Below are 16,256 nucleotides of genomic sequence, written 5' to 3'. Positions count from 1 at the left end.
TCCGGGCCGCCGGTCAGGCCCAGAGGTCGGTGATCTCGACGTCCAGCTTGCGCAGGAGCCGGCGCAGCAGCGGCAGGGACAGGCCGATCACGTTGCCGGGATCGCCGTCGATGCCGTCGATGAACGGGGCGGAGCGGCCGTCCAGGGTGAACGCGCCCGCCACGTGCAGCGGTTCGCCGCTCGCCACGTACGCGGCGATCTCCTCGTCCGTCGGCTCGCCGAAGCGGACCACGGTGGAGGCCGTCGCCGACTCGTAGCGCTTGGCGGCCGTGTCGTAGACGCAGTGGCCGGTCTGGAGGATGCCGACCCTGCCCCGCATCGCCCGCCAGCGGGCCGTGGCCTCCGCGGCGTCGGCCGGCTTGCCGAGGGCCTGCTTGTCGAGCTCCAGGACCGAGTCGCAGCCGATGACGAGCGCGCCGAACGCCTCGGGCCGTGCGGCGACATGGGCGGCCTTCGCCTCCGCGAGCGCGAGGGCGAGCTCGGCCGGGGTCGGGGCGTGGACCTTGTCCTCGTCGACGCCGCTCACGATCACCTCGGGGGCGAGTCCGGCCTGCCGGAGCAGACCGAGCCGGGCGGGGGAGGCGGAGGCGAGCACGACACGGCGCGGATCAGCAGTCATGGGGGCAGCGTAGCCAGTGGCGGGCGTGCGCACGCGCGCGTGTGGTCCGTCGTCCGTGCGCGTGGCCCGGCCCGTACGCGCGCGTGGCCCGCCCCCGTACGCGCGTGGCCCGCCCGTACGCGCGCGTGGTCAGCGCGCGGTCGCCACGAACATCGCCACCACCATCGCGAGCGCCAGCAGCACGCCGGTGCGGCGGAGCATCGCCTGCATGTCGCGCAGGAACTTCGGCGGCTGGTTCTTCGGGTCGGACCACAGCATGCCTCCGATCCTCCGGGCGGGACGGGCGGGGCGCCTGAGTACGGATACTCAGGCGCCCCCGTGCGGAAGCACTATTCGCGTCCGGAGGGCCCGGCTCAGGCCCGTACGAACACCCCGTCCCGGGCCGCCACCAGCGCCGCCGTCACCGCCCGCTCCGCGACGGCCCCGTCCAGCTCCTCGCGGGTGACCGCGAAGCGGTAGTAGAGCGGCGCGGAGACGGCGCGGAGGAGCTCGACGGGGTCCGTCCCCGCCGGGATCTCGCCGCGCGCCGCGCCCCTGGTGACGACCGGGGCCCATTCGGCGAGCCGGGTCCGGTAGAAGTCGGCGAGGGCGCGGGCGCACTCCTCGTCGCAGGCCGCCGCGGCGATGACCGCGCGGAAGACCGCGCCCATCCGGGGGTCCACGAGGGTGGCCCGGACGAGTTCGGCGTTGGCCCGCAGGTCGCCCGCGAGGCTGCCGGTGTCGGAGGCGGGCAGCGACTGCTCCGCCATGTCGTGGAGGAGGTCGGTGACCAGGCCGACGGGGGAGCCCCAGCGGCGGTACACGGTGGTCTTGCCGACGCCGGCGCCCGCGGCGATCCGGTCCATGTTCAGGGCGTGGAACCCGGTGTCGGCGAGGGCGTCCAGGGTGGCGTCGAGGACCGCCCTGCGGACCTTCGCGGTGCGGCCGCCGGGGCGCATGGTGCCGGGCGAGGCCGGCCGGCTCTCAGTCAAACGGGTCTCCTGTTCCATTAACGCCTTCGACTCTGCTACGGTACGGGACATCTTAACGGAACCAGCCTCCCATTAAGGGGTCCCTCGCATGGTTGCCCTCGATCACCCGACGCCCGCACCCGCGGCCGCGGACCGTGCCGAAGCCCGGATGACCGGCCGGATGCGGCTCGTCCTCGTCGTCCTCCTGCTCGCCCAGTTCATGCTGGCCGTCGACTTCTCGATCCTGAACGTCGCCCTGCCCGTCATCGGCCAGGGACTCGGCTTCAGCCTCGGCGGCCTCCAGTGGATCGCCACCGCCTTCGCCCTCGCCGCCGCCGGATTCACCCTCCTCTTCGGGCGCGTCGCCGACCTGGTCGGACGCCGCCGCCTCTTCCTCGGCGGCATGGCCCTCCTCGGCGTCTCCTCCCTCGCCGGCGGGCTCGCCACCGGCCCCGAGGTCCTCATGGCCGCCCGGGTCGCCCAGGGCCTCGCCACCGCCGCCGTCACCCCCGCCGGGCTCTCCCTGCTGACCTCGTCCTTCCCCGAGGGCCCGCTGCGGGCCAAGGCGCTCGGCCTGAACGGCGCCCTCATGTCCGCGGGCTTCACCACCGGCGCCATCCTCGGCGGCGTCCTCACCGACCTGCTCTCCTGGCGCTGGGCCTTCCTCGTCAACGTGCCGGTGGCCCTCGCCGTGCTCCTCGTCGCCCCCGCCGTCCTCAAGGAGAGCCGCCCGGCCGTCCGGCCCCGCCTCGACGTCCCCGGCGCGATCACCGTCACCGGCGGGCTGCTCGCCCTCGTCTACGGCCTGACCGTCACCGGCGAGCACGGCTGGACCGACCCCACCGCGCTCACCGCCCTCGCCGTCGGCGCCGCGCTCCTCGCCGCCTTCGTCCTCGTCGAGCGGCGGGCCGCCTCGCCCCTCGTCCCGATCCACGTCCTGAAGCGCCGCACGGTCGTGTGGGGCAATCTCGCCGGGCTCGTCGCCTTCGTCACCGAGACCTCGCTGGTCTTCCTGATGACCCTGTACCTCCAGGACGTCCTGGGCTTCTCCCCGCTCGCCGCCGGACTCTCCTTCGGCGTCCTCGGCGCCGGCACGGTCCTCGGCGGAGTCGCCGCCTCCCGCTTCATCGGCCGCTTCGGCGCCCGAGCCGCCCTCGTCTCCGGCGGACTCCTCCAGGCCGTCGCCACCCTCGCCCTGTACGGGCTCGGCGACGACCGAGGCAGCCTCGCGCTGCTGCTCGCCGCGACCTTCGCCGGCGGCGTCGGCAACATGCTCGCGATCGTCGGCTTCATGGTCACCGCCACCTCGGGCATCCCCGAGAGCGAGCAGGGCATGGCGACCGGGCTCGCGACCATGACCCAGCAGATCGGCATCACCATGGGCACCCCGGTCATGAGCGCCGTCGTCGTCACCGCGCCCGTGCTCCTCGACGGCATCGGCCTCGCGGTCCTCGTCAACGCCGCGATCGTCGCCGCCGGAGCCGTGCTCTCCGCCCTCTTCCTCCGCCGTACGTGACGCCCGCGCGGTGTCGGCGCGGCATGCGAAAGGCCGGACCCCCCGCACACGGGGTCCGGCCTTCCGGCTGTGACGACTAGACGGGCCAGTACGACCGCGCCCAGGCCCGCGGGCCCGGCCGCTGCCGTACCGTCCGTGCGATACGGGAGGGATCCGACCACCCCTCCGGCACCGCCGGGCCGCCCGCCTCGGCGGACGCCGCCGCCGTGGCCGCGGCCCGGGCTTGGACCACCGCCAGTGCGGCGGCCAACTCCTCCGGAGTCGGGTTGCCTCGTACGACCTTGATCATGTCGGCTCCTTGAGGGTCCGGAGGGGCTAGAGCGGGATGTTGCCGTGCTTCTTCGGAGGCAGGGATTCCCGCTTCGTCCGCAGCTGACGCAGGCCCTTCACGATCTGCGGGCGCGTGTCCGACGGCAGGATCACGCCGTCGATGTAGCCGCGCTCGGCCGCGATGTACGGGTTGAGCAGCGCGTCCTCGTACTCCCGCATGAGCCGCGCCCGCTCGGTGTCCTGATCCTCGGCCTCGGCGATCGTCCTGCGGTGCAGGATGTTCACCGCGCCCTGCGCGCCCATGACCGCGATCTGCGCCGTCGGCCACGCCAGGTTCAGGTCCGCGCCCAGGTGCTTGGAGCCCATGACGTCGTACGCGCCGCCGAAGGCCTTCCGCGTGATGACCGTGATCAGCGGGACCGTCGCCTCCGCGTACGCGTAGATCAGCTTCGCGCCGCGCCGGATGATGCCGCCGTACTCCTGGTCCACGCCCGGCAGGAAGCCCGGCACGTCCACGAAGGTCAGGACCGGGATGTTGAAGGCGTCGCAGGTCCGGACGAAGCGCGCGGCCTTCTCGGACGCGTCGATGTCCAGGCAGCCCGCGAACTGCATCGGCTGGTTCGCGACCACGCCCACCGGGAAGCCCTCGACCCGGCCGAAGCCGGTCAGGATGTTCGGCGCGAACAGCGCCTGCGTCTCCAGGAACTCGCCGTCGTCGAGGACGTGCTCGATGACCTTGTGCATGTCGTACGGCTGGTTCGCCGAGTCCGGGATCAGCGTGTCGAGCTCGCGGTCCTCGTCCGTGACCTCGGTCTCCGCGACCTCCGGGAAGGCCGGCGGCTCCGAGAGGTTGTTCGAAGGGAGGTACGAGAGCAGGGACTTGACGTACTCGATCGCGTCCTTCTCGTCCCCCGCCATGTGGTGCGCCACGCCCGAGGTCGCGTTGTGCGTCCGGGCGCCGCCCAGCTCCTCGAAGCCCACGTCCTCGCCGGTCACCGTCTTGATCACGTCGGGACCCGTGATGAACATGTGCGAGGTCTGGTCCACCATCACCGTGAAGTCGGTGATCGCGGGGGAGTACACCGCGCCGCCCGCGCACGGGCCGACGATCAGGGAGATCTGCGGGATCACCCCGGAGGCGTGGGTGTTGCGGCGGAAGATCTCGCCGTACATGCCGAGCGCGCTCACACCCTCCTGGATGCGGGCGCCGCCGGAGTCGTTGATGCCGATGACCGGGCAGCCCGTCTTCAGCGCGAAGTCCATCACCTTGATGATCTTCTGGCCGTACGTCTCGCCCAGCGCGCCGCCGAAGACCGTGAAGTCCTGCGAGAACACGGCGACCGGACGGCCGTCCACCGTGCCGTAGCCGGTGACGACACCGTCGCCGTACGGCCGGTTCTTCTCCAGACCGAAGTTGGTCGAGCGGTGGCGGGCCAGCTCGTCCAGCTCCACGAACGAGCCCTCGTCCAGGAGGAGGGCGATCCGCTCGCGCGCGGTCAGCTTGCCCTTGGCATGCTGCTTCTCCACCGCGCGCTCCGAGCCGGCGTGCGTGGCCTCGTCGATACGGCGCTTGAGGTCCGCGATCTTGCCCGCGGTCGTGTGAATGTCGATCTCGTACTGCTCTGCCGGCTCGGACATCGGGATGCGGCTCCCTGCCTGGTCACGGGGGGTTCGTTGACTACGAATGGGCTACTGCTGGCCTACTGACCCGTAGCGTATCGACGCCGATACGGTTCGGCACTGCGGTCTTTGCCACACCTAGTCTGGCTTGCATGACGTCCTCTCAAGGCTCCGGCGGACGCTGGTCCGACCTCGACCGGCCCCCGCTGAACGCTCCCGCGCTGCGCCGCGCGCTCGTCCTCCCCGACGGACTGTGGACCTCGCTCGACGTGGTCACCGCCACCGGCTCCACCAACAGCGACCTCGCCGCACGGGCCGACGAACTGCCCGAAGGCGCCGTACTGGTCGCCGAGGAACAGACCTCCGGCCGCGGCCGGCTCGACCGCACCTGGACCGCGCCCGCCCGCTCCGGACTCTTCCTCTCCGTCCTCCTCAAGCCCGCCGTGCCCGTCCACCGCTGGGGCTGGCTCCCGCTGCTCACCGGCGTGGCCGCCGCCACCGGCCTCGCGAAGGCCGCCGGCGTCGACACCTCCCTCAAGTGGCCCAACGACGTGCTGGTTTCCGTCGCGGGCGAGGAGCGCAAGACCGGCGGCATCCTCGCCGAGCGCGCCGGCGCCGACGCGATCGTCGTCGGCCTCGGCATCAACGTCACCCTCCGTGAGGACGAGCTGCCCGTCCCGGCGGCCGGTTCCCTCCTCCTCGCCGGCGCGGTCTCCACCGACCGCGACACCCTCCTGCGGGCCGTCCTGCGCTCCCTGGAGCAGTGGTACGGCGACTGGGTGCGGGCCGACGGCGACCCGGACGCCTCCGGCCTCCAGGCGGCCTACACGGCCGGCTGCGCCACCCTGGGCCGCCGCGTCCGCGCCGAGCTGCCCGGCGAGCGCATGCTGGAGGGAGAGGCCGTCGCCCTGGACGGCGACGGCCGCCTGGTGGTCGCCACCGAGGGCGGCGGCACGGAAGCGGTGGGAGCGGGCGACATCGTCCACCTGCGGACGTGACACGGGTGTGGGCACACCCCCACGGGCGCCGCGCCCTCCAGGCCGTTCACCCGGAGGGCCCGCGCGCACGGCCGCCACGTGGCGGCGATCGGGCGTGAGCCAGCACACACCTGCCGTATCGTGGAGCGCGATCCATGGCGACAGATCGGCAGGACAAGTGGGCAGGGAACGGGCAGGAGGCGGCCGGTGACCGTCGACGACGCGAACGCGGGCGGCGGAGCCGAGCCGGCTGGACCGCCGACGTACCCCACCCCCCACCACGAGGTCGACCACACGGCCGAGCCGAGCGACGATCCGCTCGCCATCCGCCTCGAACAGCTCATCCTCGGCGCGGAACGCCGCTACACCCCGTTCCAGGCCGCCCGCACCGCCGGCGTCTCCATGGAGCTCGCCTCCCGTTTCTGGCGCGCCATGGGCTTCGCCGACATCGGCCAGGCCAAGGCGCTCACCGAGGCCGACGTCCTCGCGCTGCGCCGGCTGGCCGGTCTCGTCGAGGCCGGGCTGCTCAGCGAGCCGATGGCCGTGCAGGTCGCCCGCTCCACCGGACAGACCACCGCCCGGCTCGCCGAGTGGCAGATCGACTCCTTCCTGGAGGGCCTCACCGAGCCGCCCGAGCCCGGCATGACCCGCACCGAGGTCACGTACCCGCTGGTCGAGCTGCTCCTGCCCGAGCTGGAGGAGTTCCTCATCTACGTCTGGCGGCGGCAGCTCGCCGCCGCGACCGGCCGGGTGCTCGTGCAGGCCGCCGACGACGAGGAGATGGTCGACCGGCGGCTCGCCGTCGGCTTCGCGGACCTCGTCGGCTTCACCCGCCTCACCCGCCGCCTGGAGGAGGAGGAGCTCGGCGAGCTCGTCGAGGCCTTCGAGACCACCTGCGCCGATCTCGTCGCCGCGCACGGCGGCCGGCTCATCAAGACCCTCGGCGACGAGGTGCTGTACTGCGCCGACGACGCCGGTACGGCCGCCGAGATCGCGCTCCGGCTCATCGAGACCCTCAGCCACGACGAGACGATGCCCGCACTGCGCGTCGGCATCGCCTTCGGCACCGTGACGACCCGGATGGGCGATGTCTTCGGCACCACCGTGAACCTGGCCAGCCGCCTCACCTCGATAGCCCCCAAGGACGCCGTCCTCGTCGACGGCGCCCTCGCCGAGGAACTGACCAGGACCGGCGAGGCACCCGCCTCGGAGGCGGAGGCGGCCGAGGAGGCGACCCGCGCCGAGAAGGAGGGCCGGCAGGCCGCCGCGTACCGCTTCGCGCTCCAGCCCATGTGGCAGCGCCCGGTCCGAGGCCTCGGCGTCGTCGAACCCTGGCTCCTGAGCCGCCGTCCGACTTAGGATCTCCCGGTGAACGCCTGTTAACAGCCGTTAACAGGCCTGAACCGGGAGGGTGTGCGGTCATGTCCGAGCAGCGCTTTGGTGAGTTCGTGGTGATCCGGAAGGACGGTCACGTCGCGGAGCTGGTCCTCGACCGGCCCAAGGCCATGAACGCGGTCTCCTCCGAGATGGCCCGCTCCATCGGCGCCGCCTGCGACGCCCTCGCCGCCGACCCCGAGGTCCGGGTCACCGTCCTGACGTCCTCGAACGACCGCGCCTTCTGCGTCGGCGCCGACCTGAAGGAGCGCAACTCCTTCACCGACGCCGAGCTCGTCCGCCAGCGCCCGACCGCCCGCGCCGCCTACACCGGCGTCCTGGAGCTGCCGATGCCGACCGTCGCCGCCGTGCACGGCTTCGCCCTCGGCGGCGGCTTCGAGCTGGCGCTCGCCTGCGACGTCATCGTGGCCGACGCGACCGCCGTCGTCGGCCTCCCCGAGGTCTCCGTGGGCGTCATCCCCGGCGGCGGCGGTACGCAGCTGCTCCCGCGCCGGGTGGGCGCGGCGCGCGCCGCCGAGCTGGTCTTCACGGCCCGCCGCGTGGAGGCCGCCGAGGCCCGTGAGCTCGGCCTGGTCGACCTCCTGGAGGAGGACGCGCGGACGGCGGCCCTGGAGCTCGCCGGGCGGATCGCGGCGAACTCGCCGGTCGGTCTGCGCGCGGCGAAGAAGGCGATGCGCCTCGGCATGGGCCTGGACCTGCGGGCGGGTCTTGAGGTCGAGGACGCGGCCTGGCGCTCGGTGGCCTTCTCGGGCGACCGGGCGGAGGGCGTGGCGGCGTTCAACGAGAAGCGGAAGCCGAACTGGCCGGGCGAGTGATCCCCGATTCTTACCGTTTTGTACCAAATGTGACTTACGGTGACGTCTCGGTAGGGAAAACGGATCAAACCTCCCTAAGCTGGAGGAATGGGAGAGGACGTGCGGCTGCGGGCCGTGGTGGCGCTGGCGCAGGCGATGGCGGCGGCGCACACTCCGCGCGAGTTCTGGCGGGCGGCGGCGCTCGGGGCCTGTGAAGGGCTCGACGGGAGCTTCGCCGCCCTGTCCGTCTGGGAGCGGGACCACGGCCGCCTCAAGGTCCTGGTGAACGCCGGGGACCGGGCCGTGGGCGAGGAGGAGTTCCCGGACTCGGAGACGTATCCGGTGCACCAGTTCCCCGAGATCACCGAGTTCCTGCACGAGCAGTGGGCGGGCGGCGGCGAGCCGGACGCCTGGGTGGAGACGGCCGCCGACCCCGTCCCGACCGGCCGCGTGACGGGCCTGCGGCGGCGGGGGCGCGGCTGCTGCGTGGTCGCCCCGATCGTGCTGCACGGGCGCGCGTGGGGCGAGCTGTACGTGGCCCGCCCTCCGGAGCAGAAACCTTTCACCCGCGCGGACGCCGACTTCGCGACGGTCCTGGCGGCGGTCGTCGCCGCCGGCATCGCCCAGGCCGAACGCCTGGAGGAGGTCCGCAAGCTGGCCTTCACCGACCCGCTGACCGGCCTGGCCAACCGGCGGGCCGTCGACACCCGTCTGGACGAGGCCATCGAGCGCTACCGGGCGGACGGCTCCGTGGTGAGCCTCATGGTCTGCGACCTGAACGGCCTCAAGCACGTCAACGACACCCACGGCCACGCCGTCGGCGACCGCCTGCTCGAACGCTTCGGCTCGGTCCTCTCCCGCTGCGGCGCCATGCTCCCCGGCGCCCTCGCCGCCCGCCTCGGCGGCGACGAGTTCTGCCTCCTCAGCGTCGGTCCGACGGCGGACGAGGTCGTCGCGGTCGCCGAGGAGCTGTGCGTACGGGCGGCGGAGCTGGAGCTCGGCGAGGGCGTGGCCTGCGGGGTCGCCTCCACCGGCGACCCCATCGGCCCGCTCAGGTCGGCCCGCCGCCTCTTCCGGCTGGCCGACGCCGCCCAGTACCGGGCCAAGGCCGACCGCTCGTCGAAGCCCGTCGTGGCGGGCCGCGACGGCACGGTCATCCGCCTCGCCGACGCTCCCCCCGGAGCCCGGGACCGCCGCCGCTTCCGCGACGCGCCGCCGACGGGCCCGCTGCCGGCGGAGCCGGACGCCCCGGAGGGCCGCGGCCCGTGACGGCTCAGTTCTCCGAGTGGACGATGTTCCACAGGTCGAAGTAGGAGCCGTAGCTGTTGTTGGAGCACGTGTCGAGCTTCATCTTGGCGCCCTGGGCGGTGCCGCCCCAGGCGGTGACGCAGGTGGAGCCGGCGTCGATGGGCTGGAACTGGAAGTAGTCGTTCCAGCCCGAACCGACCTGGTTGAACCAGGAGTCGTTGCTGGTGTTGCAGGGGTGGAGCATGATGGGGTCGCCCTTGGCGCCCTTGCCGTTCCAGTTGTTCAGGCACAGGCCCGGGTTGGCGTGCACCCGCACCTGGAAGTACTTGCTGCTCACGTAGACGACGTCCCAGCGCTGGGCGTTGGTGCCGTTGCAGCTCCACTCCTGGACCTCCACGCGGTCCCGGAAGTCGGAGTTGGGCACGTCGAGGCACTTGCCGTCGGCGAGGTCGATCTCGATGTTGTAGCGGTCGGCGGCCTGGGCCGGCGCGGCGGTCGCGAAGGAGCCGAGAGCGGCCGCGGCGACCATGGTCATCGCGGTGGCGGCGGTGCGTATGCGCATGGGGTTCCCCTGGAGGTGCTGGAGCTGTCGGTGGCGGTCAGGGGGAACCTAGCGGCGCCGCGCACCCCTCACCGGTCCCACGGCCCGCCGGGACGTCCCGAGATGCCGGCGGGCTCCCGGCGGGCCGATCGGGGCGGGACGGGCGATCATCTCCCTGTAAGGGTCCGGCTCCCTCTGGACCGGTGACGAAGTCGACTAGTGACATGTCGGTCTTCAATCCGTAGGGTGCTGAATATGGATATGCAGACAGTCGTCCTCGGCACGTCCGGCACGACCCCGCAGGACGTCATCGACGTCGCCCGCCACGGCGCCCGCGTCGAGCTGTCGACCGAGGCCGTGCGCGCCCTGGCCGCCGCCCGGGACATCGTCGACGCGCTCGCCGCCAAGCCCGAGCCCGTCTACGGGGTCTCCACCGGCTTCGGCGCGCTCGCCACCCGGCACATCAGCCACGAGCTCCGCGCCCAGCTCCAGCGCAACATCGTCCGCTCGCACGCCGCCGGCATGGGCCCGCGCGTCGAGCGCGAGGTCGTGCGCGCCCTGATGTTCCTCCGGCTGAAGACCGTCGCCTCCGGGCACACCGGCGTCCGCCCCGAGGTCGCCCAGACCATGGCCGACGTCCTCAACGCCGGCATCACCCCGGTCGTCCACGAGTACGGCTCCCTCGGCTGCTCCGGCGACCTCGCCCCGCTCTCCCACTGCGCCCTCGCGCTCATGGGCGAGGGCGACGCCGAGGGCCCCGACGGCGTGCTCAAGCCCGCCGGCGAGCTCCTCGCCGCCGCCGGCATCGCCCCCGTCGAGCTCAAGGAGAAGGAGGGCCTCGCCCTCCTCAACGGCACCGACGGCATGCTCGGCATGCTGGTCATGGCCCTCGCCGACCTCGACACGCTCTACAAGTCGGCCGACATCACCGCCGCGCTCTCCCTCGAAGCCCTCCTCGGCACCGAGAAGGTCCTCGAGCCCGAGCTGCACGCCATCCGCCCGCACCCCGGCCAGGCCGCCTCCGCCGCCAACATGCTGGCCGTGCTCAAGGGCTCCGGCCTCACCGGCCACGCCCAGGCCGGCGAGGCCCCCCGCGTCCAGGACGCCTACTCGGTGCGCTGCGCCCCGCAGGTCGCCGGCGCCGGCCGCGACACCATGGCCCACGCCCGGCTCGTCGCCGAGCGCGAGCTCGCCGCCGCCGTCGACAACCCCGTCGTCCTGCCCGACGGCCGCGTCGCCTCCAACGGCAACTTCCACGGCGCCCCCGTCGCGTACGTCCTCGACTTCCTCGCGATCGCCGCCGCCGACCTCGGCTCCATCGCCGAGCGCCGCACCGACCGGCTCCTCGACAAGAACCGCTCGCACGGCCTCCCGCCGTTCCTCGCGGACGACGCCGGCGTCGACTCGGGCCTGATGATCGCCCAGTACACGCAGGCCGCCCTGGTCAGCGAGATGAAGCGGCTCGCCGTCCCGGCCTCCGCCGACTCCATCCCGTCCTCCGCCATGCAGGAGGACCACGTCTCCATGGGCTGGTCCGCCGCCCGCAAGCTGCGCACCGCGATCGGCAACCTCAACCGGATCATCGCGGTCGAGCTGTACGCCGCCACCCGGGGCGTCGAGCTCCGCACGGGCCTGACCCCGGCGCCCGCCTCGCAGGCCGCCATCGACGCCCTGCGCGCGGCCGGCGTCGAGGGCCCCGGCCCGGACCGGTTCCTCGCCCCCGACCTGGCGGCCGCCGACGCCTTCGTCCGCGAAGGGAAGCTGGTCGCCGCGGTCGAGCCGGTCACCGGCCCGCTGGCGTAACGACGGCACCGTACGAGAAGGGCCGCCCCCGATCCCCGGAGGCGGCCCTTCCTCGCGTACACGGCCGGAAGGCGCGGCCCGGGCGCCGCATCGCCTCGAAGGCGCGGCCCCGGAGGTCACGACCCCGGCGCCGCGTCACGTCAGAAGGCGCGGCCCGGGCGCCGCATCGCCTCGAAGGCGCGGCCCCGGAGGTCACGACCCCGGCGCCGCGTCACGTCAGAAGGCGCGGCCCCGCCTGCGCATCGCCAGCGCCACGAAACCCGCCCCGACCCCCAGGAAACCCGTCCCGCCCAGCAGATACGGCGTGGTGTCCCGGCCCGTCTCGGCCAGGCGCCCGTCGTCCGTCAGAGGACCGTCCTGGGTCACCCCGATCCGCGCCCCGCCCTGCTGGTCGGTGGCGTTCGCGGACGGCACGAACCACAGGGCGCACAGCAGCGTCCCCGCGGTCACGGCGGTCAGCAGTGGGCGTCGGGCGGCGGACACGGAAATTTCGATCCCCCTTGCGGAAACCGCGAATTGGTCGGTGCGCCGATGCTACGGAACACAGCGGGTCGCGGGAAAGCCGAGACCCCCCGGACCCCTACGCTCCGACCCATGAGCACATCTGAGACCGCACGCTATGTCCGCCTTCGCGTCGATGTCGTCCTGGAGATCGACGGACCCGCCGAACTGACCGAGGCCGCCGAGGCCCGGATCGACGGCGACGACTTCATGCCCGAGGAGGAGCGGGTGCACGCGCGCGAGGCCGCGCGCGAGGACAGCGCCGAGGCGCTCGCCTACCTCGTCGAGCCCTTCGACCTGATCCGCGACGTCCCCGGGATCGAGATGGTCCAGGCCTCCTGGAGCAGCGAGGAGATCGAGTACGACCCCGATGCGCTGGAGTGGGACCTCGGCGAGGAAGATGGTGCCGAGGAAGACGACGTCCGGTCGTAAGACCGGTATCCGCCCTGTTCGCGGGCCCCGGGACGCCGTCCCGGGGCCTTTGCGCGGCACCGGGAACCGGATGCTCCGCCCGTGCGTGTGGATCAGTGGTGTTCCCCACAAAACCGTTCGGTCACGGAACCGGACGGGGTGTCATGGGCGTTCATAGAAGATGTTGGCAGGGAACCGGCGACGATGGAGAAGCGTGTGATGACGGTCGGCAAGCGCCGCAGGAGCCTGGCGGCCGCCGCCGCGGTGCTCAGCGGCGTACTCGTGCTCTCGGCGTGCAACGACGGGGACAAGGACGGCGGCGCCTCCGGTTCCGCGACGCCGCAGTCACAGGCCCAGGTCGACGAGGCGGCCGCGCAGAAGACCTCCAAGGCGCAGATCACCATCTCGCCGAAGAACGGCGCGCAGAACGCCTCCATCAACAACGACGCCAAGGTCACCGTGACCGAGGGCAAGCTCACCGCGGTCACCATGACCTCGGCCGAGGGCGCCGAGGTCAAGGGCGAGATAGCGGCCGACGGCCTCAGCTGGAAGCCGAGCGGGCCGCTCAAGCGCGCCACGGTCTACAAGATCGCCGTGACCGCCGCCGACGCGGCGGGCCTGGAGGCCCACGAGAACTCCTCGTTCACCACCGTCTCGCAGGCGAACAGCTTCATCGGCAACTTCACGCCCGAGGACGGCTCGACCGTCGGCGTCGGCATGCCGGTCTCGATCAACTTCAACAAGGCGATCACCGACAAGAAGGCCGTCCAGGGCGGCATCACGGTCTCCTCCAGCTCCGGCCAGGAGGTCGTCGGCCACTGGTTCGACTCCACGCGTCTGGACTTCCGCCCCGACGCGTACTGGACCGAGGGCTCGACCGTCACCCTGAAGCTCGACCTCGACGGCGTCGAGGGCGCGGACGGCGTCTTCGGCGTCCAGCAGAAGACCGTCACCTTCAAGATCGGCCGCAACCAGGTCTCGACCGTCGACGTCGCCACCAAGACCATGACGGTCAAGCAGGACGGCAAGACGATCAAGACCATCCCGATCTCCGCCGGCTCCCCGGAGAACACCACCTACAACGGTCAGATGGTGATCTCCGAGAAGTTCAAGGAGACCCGGATGAACGGCGCCACCGTCGGCTTCACCGACGACGACGGCAAGGGCGAGTACGACATCAAGGACGTGCCGCACGCCATGCGCCTGTCCACCTCCGGCACCTTCATCCACGGCAACTACTGGGGCGCGCGGTCGATCTTCGGCAGCGTGAACACCAGCCACGGCTGCGTCGGCCTCGCAGACGTCAAGGGCGCCGGCGACCCCAACCAGACGGCCGCCTGGCTCTTCGACAACTCGATCATCGGTGACGTCGTGATCGTCAAGAACTCCAACGACAAGACGATCAAGCCGGACAACGGCCTCAACGGCTGGAACATGAGCTGGTCGGAGTGGAAGGCCGGCTCGGCGGTCTGATCCACGCACGGACGAGAACGGCGGCCCCCTCGCTCCGAGGGGGCCGCCGTCCGTCGTCATCTGCCGTCACCTGCCGTCACCGCAGGGCGTGCTCCGCACCCCAGCTGGCCAGCAGCCCCAGCGCCTCCTCCGAGGGCGAACCCGGCTCGGCGTGGAAGGTCACCAGGCACTGCTCCGGGTCGTCGGCGAGCATCAGCGTCTCGCACCACAGCGTCAGCTCACCCACCAGCGGGTGGTGCAGCCGCTTGCTGCCGTGTCCCTTGTCCTTCACGTGATGCGCCGCCCACAGGCTCCTGAACGGCTCGCTCTTCACCGACAGCTCGCCGACCAGCGCCGACAGCAGCGGATCGTCCGGATGCCGGCCCGCGTCGAGCCGCAGAAAACTCACGACCTCGCACGCCTTCTGCTCCCAGTCGACGAACAGGTCCCGGCAGTTGTCGCCCAGGAAGAGAAGCCGCGCGATGTTGCGCTCCTCCGGCGGCAGCGCGGCGACATCACCGAACAGCGCGGCGGCCATCCGGTTGCACCCGAGGACGTCCGTGCGGCGCCCCACGACATACGCGGGGACCCCCGCCATCGCGTCCATCAACTGCTGCACGCCCGGCCGCAGACGCTGCGGCCGCGACGGCCGCCGCCGCCCCGGCGCCGGCTTCGCCAGCCGGGTGAGATGCTCCCGCTCCGCCTCGCTCAGCCGCAACGCCCGCGCGATCGAGTCGAGCACCTCCATGGACACGTTCCGCCCGTGGCCCTGTTCGAGCCTCGTGTAGTACGCCACGGACACCCCGGCCAGCTGCGCCAGCTCCTCGCGGCGCAGGCCCGGCACCCGACGGTGGCGCCCGAACTCGGGCAGGCCCACGTCCTCGGGCTTCAGCCGGGCCCTGCGGGAGCGCAGGAATTCACTGAGTTCGGCACTGAGGTCCATACCGCCCGATTATCGCCGCCGGCCCGCGCGGACGGACGTACGATCCTGACCCTGCCAGTGGTAGGCACACCGGTCGTAGGCAGAACAGGTGGCTGGGTACGTTCCTCGCGCTCCGGCACGCTGGACGCATGACCACGAACGCGACCACCGTCCCCGCGTACGCCGCACCCGCCGCCAACGCCCCGCTGGAGCGCACCACCGTGCCGCGCCGGCCCGTCGGCGAGCACGACGTCCTCATCGAGATCAAGTACGCCGGAATCTGCCACTCGGACATCCACCAGGCCACCGACGGCTGGGGCGAGGGCATCTTCCCGATGGTCCCCGGACACGAGATCGCCGGGATCGTCGCCGAGGTCGGTCCCGGCGTGACGAAGTTCCGGGTCGGCGACCGGGTCGGCGTCGGCTGCTTCGTCGACTCCTGCCGGGAGTGCGCGTACTGCCTGCGCGGCCTGGAGCAGTACTGCACCAGCGGCATGACCGGCACGTACAACGCGCTCGACAAGAACGGCGAGCCGACGTACGGCGGCTACTCCACCCACATCGTCGTCGACGAGAACTACACCCTGCGCATCCCCGAGGGCATCGGCCTGGACGAGGCCGCCCCGCTGCTCTGCGCCGGCATCACCCTCTACTCCCCGCTCGCCCACTGGCAGGCCGGCCCCGGCAAGAAGGTCGCGATCGTCGGCCTCGGCGGTCTCGGCCACATGGGCGTCAAGATCGCCCACGCGCTGGGCGCCGAGGTGACCGTCCTCAGCCAGTCGCTGCGCAAGCGGGAGGACGGCCTGAAGCTGGGCGCCGACCACTTCCACGCGACCAGCGACCCGCGGACCTTCACCGAGCTCGCCGGCACCTTCGACCTGGTGATCTCCACGGTCTCGGCGCCGCTCGACTTCGACGCCTACCTGAGCCTGGTCAGGACGGACGGCGCCCTGGTGAACGTCGGCGCCCCCGAGGAGCCCGTCAAGGTCGGCCTCTTCTCCCTCATCGGCGGCCGCAAGACCCTCGCCGGCTCGATGATCGGAGGCATCGCCGAGACCCAGGAGATGCTCGACTTCTGCGCCGAGCACGGCCTGGGCGCGGAGATCGAACTGATCCGCGCGGACCAGATCAACGAGGCGTACGAGCGGGTCGTGAAGAGCGACGTCCGCTACCGCTTCGTGATCGACACGTCGACGATCTGACCGACGGCGGCCCTCGACCCCTTCGGCGGCCGGTA

Annotated in this window: 17 protein-coding genes; 9 read left to right on the top strand and 8 right to left on the bottom strand. The window is 72.3% G+C overall.

What is annotated here, in order from left to right; translation table 11 throughout:
- Window positions 1-13: 13 nt before the first annotated feature.
- The 3 genes from IE237_RS03070 to IE237_RS03065 all read right to left on the bottom strand — a co-directional run bounded on the left by IE237_RS03070 (window position 14) and on the right by IE237_RS03065 (window position 1,608).
- Window positions 14-619, bottom strand: a complete 606-nt coding sequence (locus IE237_RS03070) for a nucleoside triphosphate pyrophosphatase (protein WP_189800214.1) — start codon at window positions 617-619, stop codon at window positions 14-16.
- A gap of 129 nt (window positions 620-748) precedes the next feature.
- Window positions 749-877: a morphogenic membrane protein MmpB gene (gene mmpB / locus IE237_RS41275; protein ID WP_267258901.1), complete on the bottom strand. Its 129-nt coding sequence runs from the start codon at window positions 875-877 to the stop codon at window positions 749-751.
- A gap of 95 nt (window positions 878-972) precedes the next feature.
- Entirely contained in the window at window positions 973-1,608 is a 636-nt protein-coding gene (locus IE237_RS03065; RefSeq protein WP_189800213.1) for a TetR/AcrR family transcriptional regulator, read from the bottom strand.
- A 70-nt stretch (window positions 1,609-1,678) separates the two neighbouring features.
- Between IE237_RS03065 and IE237_RS03060 the strand changes: the two genes are divergently transcribed.
- Window positions 1,679-3,085, top strand: coding sequence for an MFS transporter (locus tag IE237_RS03060; RefSeq protein ID WP_189800212.1), 1,407 nt, complete (start codon window positions 1,679-1,681; stop codon window positions 3,083-3,085).
- 76 nt (window positions 3,086-3,161) lie between these two features.
- Here IE237_RS03060 and IE237_RS03055 read toward each other — a convergent pair whose 3' ends face one another.
- Both IE237_RS03055 and IE237_RS03050 read right to left on the bottom strand, forming a co-directional pair.
- On the bottom strand, window positions 3,162-3,374 hold the full coding sequence (locus IE237_RS03055; protein WP_189800211.1) for an acyl-CoA carboxylase epsilon subunit: 213 nt from the start codon (window positions 3,372-3,374) through the stop codon (window positions 3,162-3,164).
- 26 nt (window positions 3,375-3,400) lie between these two features.
- Complete coding sequence (locus IE237_RS03050) at window positions 3,401-4,993, bottom strand: acyl-CoA carboxylase subunit beta (RefSeq protein WP_189800210.1); 1,593 nt, start codon at window positions 4,991-4,993, stop codon at window positions 3,401-3,403.
- A 134-nt stretch (window positions 4,994-5,127) separates the two neighbouring features.
- Between IE237_RS03050 and IE237_RS03045 the strand changes: the two genes are divergently transcribed.
- The 4 genes from IE237_RS03045 to IE237_RS03030 all read left to right on the top strand — a co-directional run bounded on the left by IE237_RS03045 (window position 5,128) and on the right by IE237_RS03030 (window position 9,410).
- Window positions 5,128-5,973 carry a biotin--[acetyl-CoA-carboxylase] ligase gene (locus IE237_RS03045; RefSeq protein ID WP_189800209.1) on the top strand — a complete coding sequence of 282 codons (846 nt, stop codon included), beginning with the start codon at window positions 5,128-5,130 and terminating at the stop codon, window positions 5,971-5,973.
- A 186-nt stretch (window positions 5,974-6,159) separates the two neighbouring features.
- Window positions 6,160-7,311, top strand: a complete 1,152-nt coding sequence (locus tag IE237_RS03040) for an adenylate/guanylate cyclase domain-containing protein (protein WP_189800208.1) — start codon at window positions 6,160-6,162, stop codon at window positions 7,309-7,311.
- 62 nt (window positions 7,312-7,373) lie between these two features.
- Window positions 7,374-8,162 carry an enoyl-CoA hydratase/isomerase family protein gene (locus IE237_RS03035; RefSeq protein ID WP_189800207.1) on the top strand — a complete coding sequence of 263 codons (789 nt, stop codon included), beginning with the start codon at window positions 7,374-7,376 and terminating at the stop codon, window positions 8,160-8,162.
- An 87-nt stretch (window positions 8,163-8,249) separates the two neighbouring features.
- Complete coding sequence (locus IE237_RS03030; protein WP_189800206.1) at window positions 8,250-9,410, top strand: GGDEF domain-containing protein; 1,161 nt, start codon at window positions 8,250-8,252, stop codon at window positions 9,408-9,410.
- A 4-nt stretch (window positions 9,411-9,414) separates the two neighbouring features.
- Here the strand turns inward: IE237_RS03030 and IE237_RS03025 are convergent, their stop codons facing one another.
- Window positions 9,415-9,951: an RICIN domain-containing protein gene (locus tag IE237_RS03025; protein ID WP_189800205.1), complete on the bottom strand. Its 537-nt coding sequence runs from the start codon at window positions 9,949-9,951 to the stop codon at window positions 9,415-9,417.
- A 240-nt stretch (window positions 9,952-10,191) separates the two neighbouring features.
- On the opposite strand from IE237_RS03025, the gene hutH reads away from it, so the two are divergent.
- The gene (gene hutH / locus IE237_RS03020; protein WP_189800667.1) at window positions 10,192-11,733 is read left to right on the top strand and encodes a histidine ammonia-lyase; all 1,542 of its coding nucleotides are present in this window, start codon (window positions 10,192-10,194) and stop codon (window positions 11,731-11,733) included.
- A gap of 216 nt (window positions 11,734-11,949) precedes the next feature.
- Here the strand turns inward: hutH and IE237_RS03015 are convergent, their stop codons facing one another.
- A complete protein-coding gene (locus IE237_RS03015) occupies window positions 11,950-12,216 on the bottom strand; it encodes a hypothetical protein (protein ID WP_189800204.1) in 267 nt (88 codons plus the stop codon).
- Window positions 12,217-12,327: 111 nt separating this feature from the next.
- Between IE237_RS03015 and IE237_RS03010 the strand changes: the two genes are divergently transcribed.
- On the top strand, window positions 12,328-12,666 hold the full coding sequence (locus IE237_RS03010) for a hypothetical protein (protein WP_189800203.1): 339 nt from the start codon (window positions 12,328-12,330) through the stop codon (window positions 12,664-12,666).
- Window positions 12,667-12,849: 183 nt separating this feature from the next.
- A complete protein-coding gene (locus tag IE237_RS03005) occupies window positions 12,850-14,118 on the top strand; it encodes a L,D-transpeptidase (RefSeq protein WP_189800202.1) in 1,269 nt (422 codons plus the stop codon).
- Between the two features lie 76 nt (window positions 14,119-14,194).
- Here IE237_RS03005 and IE237_RS03000 read toward each other — a convergent pair whose 3' ends face one another.
- A complete protein-coding gene (locus IE237_RS03000; RefSeq protein WP_189800201.1) occupies window positions 14,195-15,040 on the bottom strand; it encodes a helix-turn-helix domain-containing protein in 846 nt (281 codons plus the stop codon).
- A gap of 128 nt (window positions 15,041-15,168) precedes the next feature.
- Here IE237_RS03000 and IE237_RS02995 point away from each other — a divergent pair, with 128 nt between their 5' ends.
- Window positions 15,169-16,221 carry an NAD(P)-dependent alcohol dehydrogenase gene (locus IE237_RS02995; protein ID WP_189800200.1) on the top strand — a complete coding sequence of 351 codons (1,053 nt, stop codon included), beginning with the start codon at window positions 15,169-15,171 and terminating at the stop codon, window positions 16,219-16,221.
- The last annotated feature ends 35 nt before the right edge of the window (window positions 16,222-16,256 follow it).

Origin of the sequence: Streptomyces tanashiensis, assembly GCF_014648895.1 — a bacterium.
GTDB classification, from domain to species: Bacteria; Actinomycetota; Actinomycetes; order Streptomycetales; family Streptomycetaceae; genus Streptomyces; species Streptomyces tanashiensis.
This window is presented reverse-complemented; position numbering and strand designations above follow the sequence as displayed.

Excerpts from the sequence above, each read along its gene's own strand:
- IE237_RS03060 (WP_189800212.1), top strand. The coding sequence starts at position 1,679 with ATGGTTGCCCTCGATCACCCGACGCCCGCACCCGCGGCCGCGGACCGT.
- IE237_RS03055 (WP_189800211.1), bottom strand. The coding sequence starts at position 3,374 with ATGATCAAGGTCGTACGAGGCAACCCGACTCCGGAGGAGTTGGCCGCC.
- mmpB (WP_267258901.1), bottom strand. The coding sequence starts at position 877 with ATGCTGTGGTCCGACCCGAAGAACCAGCCGCCGAAGTTCCTGCGCGAC.
- IE237_RS03030 (WP_189800206.1), top strand. The coding sequence starts at position 8,250 with ATGGGAGAGGACGTGCGGCTGCGGGCCGTGGTGGCGCTGGCGCAGGCG.
- IE237_RS03035 (WP_189800207.1), top strand. The coding sequence starts at position 7,374 with ATGTCCGAGCAGCGCTTTGGTGAGTTCGTGGTGATCCGGAAGGACGGT.
- IE237_RS03070 (WP_189800214.1), bottom strand. The coding sequence starts at position 619 with ATGACTGCTGATCCGCGCCGTGTCGTGCTCGCCTCCGCCTCCCCCGCC.
- IE237_RS03065 (WP_189800213.1), bottom strand. The coding sequence starts at position 1,608 with ATGGAACAGGAGACCCGTTTGACTGAGAGCCGGCCGGCCTCGCCCGGC.
- IE237_RS03045 (WP_189800209.1), top strand. The coding sequence starts at position 5,128 with ATGACGTCCTCTCAAGGCTCCGGCGGACGCTGGTCCGACCTCGACCGG.
- IE237_RS03005 (WP_189800202.1), top strand. The coding sequence starts at position 12,850 with ATGGAGAAGCGTGTGATGACGGTCGGCAAGCGCCGCAGGAGCCTGGCG.
- hutH (WP_189800667.1), top strand. The coding sequence starts at position 10,192 with ATGCAGACAGTCGTCCTCGGCACGTCCGGCACGACCCCGCAGGACGTC.
- IE237_RS03050 (WP_189800210.1), bottom strand. The coding sequence starts at position 4,993 with ATGTCCGAGCCGGCAGAGCAGTACGAGATCGACATTCACACGACCGCG.
- IE237_RS03000 (WP_189800201.1), bottom strand. The coding sequence starts at position 15,040 with ATGGACCTCAGTGCCGAACTCAGTGAATTCCTGCGCTCCCGCAGGGCC.
- IE237_RS02995 (WP_189800200.1), top strand. The coding sequence starts at position 15,169 with ATGACCACGAACGCGACCACCGTCCCCGCGTACGCCGCACCCGCCGCC.
- IE237_RS03025 (WP_189800205.1), bottom strand. The coding sequence starts at position 9,951 with ATGCGCATACGCACCGCCGCCACCGCGATGACCATGGTCGCCGCGGCC.
- IE237_RS03010 (WP_189800203.1), top strand. The coding sequence starts at position 12,328 with ATGAGCACATCTGAGACCGCACGCTATGTCCGCCTTCGCGTCGATGTC.